The 3,655-nt window shown below is 76.5% G+C and carries 3 protein-coding genes; 1 reads left to right on the plus strand and 2 read right to left on the minus strand.

The genetic code is table 11. The features are described 5' to 3' along the window. On the plus strand, positions 1-808 hold an 808-nt coding region (locus ACIQOV_RS32485; RefSeq protein ID WP_401054297.1), incomplete at its 5' end, for an LAETG motif-containing sortase-dependent surface protein. A 141-nt stretch (positions 809-949) separates the two neighbouring features. On the opposite strand, the gene ACIQOV_RS32490 is transcribed toward ACIQOV_RS32485, so the two are convergent. Together ACIQOV_RS32490 and ACIQOV_RS32495 are read right to left on the minus strand one after the other, a co-directional pair. Continuing rightward, positions 950-2,236: an LLM class flavin-dependent oxidoreductase gene (locus ACIQOV_RS32490; RefSeq protein WP_401054299.1), complete on the minus strand. Its 1,287-nt coding sequence runs from the start codon at positions 2,234-2,236 to the stop codon at positions 950-952. Beyond that, complete coding sequence (locus tag ACIQOV_RS32495; protein WP_401054300.1) at positions 2,233-3,288, minus strand: LLM class flavin-dependent oxidoreductase; 1,056 nt, start codon at positions 3,286-3,288, stop codon at positions 2,233-2,235. Before ACIQOV_RS32495 ends, ACIQOV_RS32490 begins: the two co-directional genes overlap by 4 nt. Between the last annotated feature and the right edge of the window lie 367 nt (positions 3,289-3,655).

The following is a 3,655-nucleotide window of genomic DNA, read 5'->3' on the forward strand; positions in this document are numbered from 1 at the left end:
CCCGGTCGAGCCGCCGCTCAACGACACCCACGTGATCAACGTGGAGGGGATCACCAACGGGGTGTCCGGGGTCCCGGCCACCGCCGTCGCGGGCGGGGCGCCCATCGAGTTCGACGCGGTGCTCAGGAACCCGACGCCGTCCGCCTACACCAACCTCGGCAACGTGCTGTTCACCGACCGGCACGCCAGGGTCGAGGTCCGTGGCGCCGACGGCACCTGGACCGTCCTGGCGCCGGTCACCACCGAGGCCGAGCCTCCGGCGGGCTTCTACCTGGACGGCCGCAACTCCTCGGCGGCCCCCGGGAGTTCGCAGACCAAGCGGGTCCGGGTCAGCTACCCGGCCGACATGCCGCCGGGCGCGACCGAGCTGAACCCCTGCGTGTTCGTCAACGAGGGCGACGGCATGCCCTTCCGCGGCACCACCATGTGCTCGCCCGGCGCCACCGTCCGGGTCGTCGCCCCGGAACCGAAGCCCACCACCACGCCCGCCCCGACCGGCACCCCGGAGAGCACCGGGACCCCGGCCCCGTCCACCGGCTCGAACGGCTCGAAGCCGCAGCCGGGCGGCGACGCGCCCGGCGCCCAGCAGGCCGGCGACGTCACCAGGGCACCGGCCGCCCCGGCCGCTTCGGCGCCCGCCGCGCCCGCGGGCGACGCCCCGGCGGCCGGTGACCGGCCGGTGGGCGGCCACCTGGCCTCCACCGGCGCCGACAGCGACCGGACCGGCCTGATCGCGGGCGCCGGAGCGCTGCTGGTGGGCGCCGGCGCGGGGGCCTTCTTCCTGGCCCGCCGCCGCCGCACCAGCTGACCGCCCGCCGTGCGCGGCCCGTCCGGGAGGCCCGGGCGGGCCGCGCACGGCCGTGTCACCGGCGTCGGTCACGGCGGCCCGGTGGGTCACTCGGCTGTGGGAGGCCGGCCGGGTGGCCCCCGGGTGCCGGGCGACGGATCGTCAGCGCCGCCCGGGCGCCGGCAGTCCGAGGTGGTCCCGCAGGGTGGGGCCGGTGTAGTCGGTGCGGAACACCCCGCGCTCCTGGAGCAGCGGTACGACCCGGTCGACGAACTCGTCCAGCCCGCCCGGGGTGAGGTGCGGGACGAGGATGAAGCCGTCGGCCGCGTCGTTCTGCACGAAGTGGTCGATCTGCGCGGCGACGGTGGCGGGCGAGCCGATGAAGGACTGCCGGCCGGTCAGCTCGATCACCAGCTCGCGGCTGGTCAGCTTCTTCTCCGCGGCCACCGCCCGCCACCGTTCGGCGAGGGCCACCGGGTCGGCGTGCCGGACCCGCCCCTGGACCAGGCCGCTGTCCGGATCGGGGTCGACGGTCGGCAGCGGTCCGTCGGGGTCGTGGTCGGACAGGTCGACGCCCCAGACCTGCTCCAGGAAGGCGATCGTGGTCTGCGGGCCGACCTGGGCCCGGCGGATCCCGTGGGCCCGTTCGGCGGCCTCGGCGTCGGTGTCGCCGAGGACGAAGGTGGCCCCGGGCATGACCTTCAGCTCGTCCGGCTTGCGCCCGTACGCGGCGAGCCGGCGTTTGACGTCGGTGTGGAAGGCCTGGCCGTCGGCGAGGGTGGAGTGCCGGGAGAAGACCACGTCGGCGGTGGCGGCGGCGAACTCGCGCCCCTCGTCGGAGTCCCCGGCCTGGATCACCACCGGGTGGCCCTGCGGCGGCCGCGGCAGCGAGAGTCTGCCCTCGACCTCGAACTGCGGGCCGCGGTGCCGGGCGGGTTCGTCCCCGGCGTCCCAGAACTCCCGTGCCAGCTGGACGAATTCGGCGGCGCGGGTGTAGCGGTCGGCGCGGTCCAGGTAGCCGCCGCGGCGGAAGTTCTCCCCAGTGAAGGCGTCCGAGGAGGTGACCACGTTCCAGGCCGCGCGGCCGCCGGAGAGGTGGTCCAGCGAGGCGAAGCGGCGGGCCAGTTCGTACGGCTCGTTGAAGGTCGCGTTGACGGTGGCGGCCAGGCCGAGCCGTTCGGTGACGGCGGCGAGCGCGTTCAGTACGGTGATCGACTCGGGGCGGCCGACCACGTCGAGGTCGTGGATGAGGCCCTTGGTCTCGCGTAGCCGCAGGCCCTCGGCGAGGAAGAAGAAGTCGAACCTCCCGCGTTCGGCGGTCTGCGCGAGGTGGCGGAACGAGGAGAACTCGATGTGGCTGCCGGAGGCCGGGTCGCTCCACACCGTGGTGTTGTTGACGCCGGGGAAGTGCGCGGCCAGGTGGATCTGCTTGAGCGGTCGGTCCGTCATCGGGTCACCTCGGCGAGGGCGGGGGAAGCGGCGGGGGCGCCGGCGGGGCGGGCGGCGTAGCGGCTGGCCGGGCGGGCCAGGCCGAGGTGGTCGCGCAGGGTGCGGCCGGTGTACTCGGCGCGCAGCAGGCCCGCGGCGCGCAGGGCGGGGGCGATCCGGTCGGCCAGCGCCGCCAGGTCGCGCGGCGGGTCGGCGGGGGAGAGGTGGAAGCCGTCCACGCCGGTGCCGGTCGCGGTGAGTTCGGCGAGCAGCCGCTCGTCGGCGGCCCGGTCGGGCAGCGCGGACAGGGCGGTGTCGAGCCGGGCGAGGATGCGCAGGCCCTCCCCGGCGCGCAGCCGCAGTTCGGTGGCGGCGGTCAGCCTGGTGGCGCGGTCGGGGGCGTCGAGCAGCACGACATCGGCGTGCCGGATCGCGGCGGCGGTCCGGGCCCGCCCGCCCGGGGAGGCGTCCGGCGCGAGGTCGGCGGCGGCGACCGGCACCGCGACCACCGGGCGGCCCTGCGGCGGGCGCGGGGTGATGGACGGGCCGCGGACCGAGAAGTGCGGGCCCTCGAAGTCGATGTAGTGCAGTTTGTCGCGGTCGATGAACCGCCCGGTCGCGGTGTCGCGGATCTCCGCGTCGTCCTCCCAGCTGTCCCAGAGCCGGGCGGCCACCTCGACGGCGTCGGCGGCCTCGGCCCACAGCTCGTCCTCGGCGCCGACCGGGCGGCGGCCGAAGGCCCGGGCCTCGGCCTCGGTCGTGGAGACGCCGACCAGCCAGCCGGCCCGGCCCTCGCTCGCCCAGTCCAGGGTGTTGACCGAGATCGAGGTGTGGAAGGGCTCGGTGTGGGTGGTGGTGACGGTCGGCACCAGTCCGACCCGGTCGGTCAGCGGGGCGATCCGGGCGAGGGCGGCGAGCGCGTCGGGGCGGCTCGGCGCGGCGGCGAAGGAGTCGTCGAGGGTGACGAAGTCCAGGGTGGCCCGCTCGGCGAGGCGGGCGAGGTAGGCGTAGTGCCCGGCGTCGAAGCGGCCGGGGCTGTCGAGGGCGGCGGACAGGTGCAACTGGCGGGGCATGGTGAGCCTGACTTCCTCGTGCGGACGCGTGCGGGCGCCGGCGCGGCCGTGCGGGGAGCACGGGAGCGCGGGGGCACGCCGGAGCGCGGTGGCGGCCCGCGGGCGGAGCCCGTGCGGGCGGGGGGAAGGTCCGGCGCCGGGCGGGACGTCAGCCGGGCGGCGGCGGGGGAACGGTCAGCTCAGCCGCGACACGCCGCGGACCACACGCGACCGAAGTCGATGTGGCTGCGGGTGACCAGCGGGCACGAGGCGTTCACCGCTTCAGTTGACCAGGGCGTCCGTCGGTTCGTCAACCGCCGTTTCCGTCGGCCCGGGGTGCCCGGGCACGCCGAAGGCCCCGCCCCGCCGCTGGGGGAGCAGCGGCGGG

This window comes from Kitasatospora sp. NPDC091257 (assembly GCF_044757675.1).
GTDB classification, from domain to species: Bacteria; Actinomycetota; Actinomycetes; order Streptomycetales; family Streptomycetaceae; genus Kitasatospora; species Kitasatospora lactacystinica.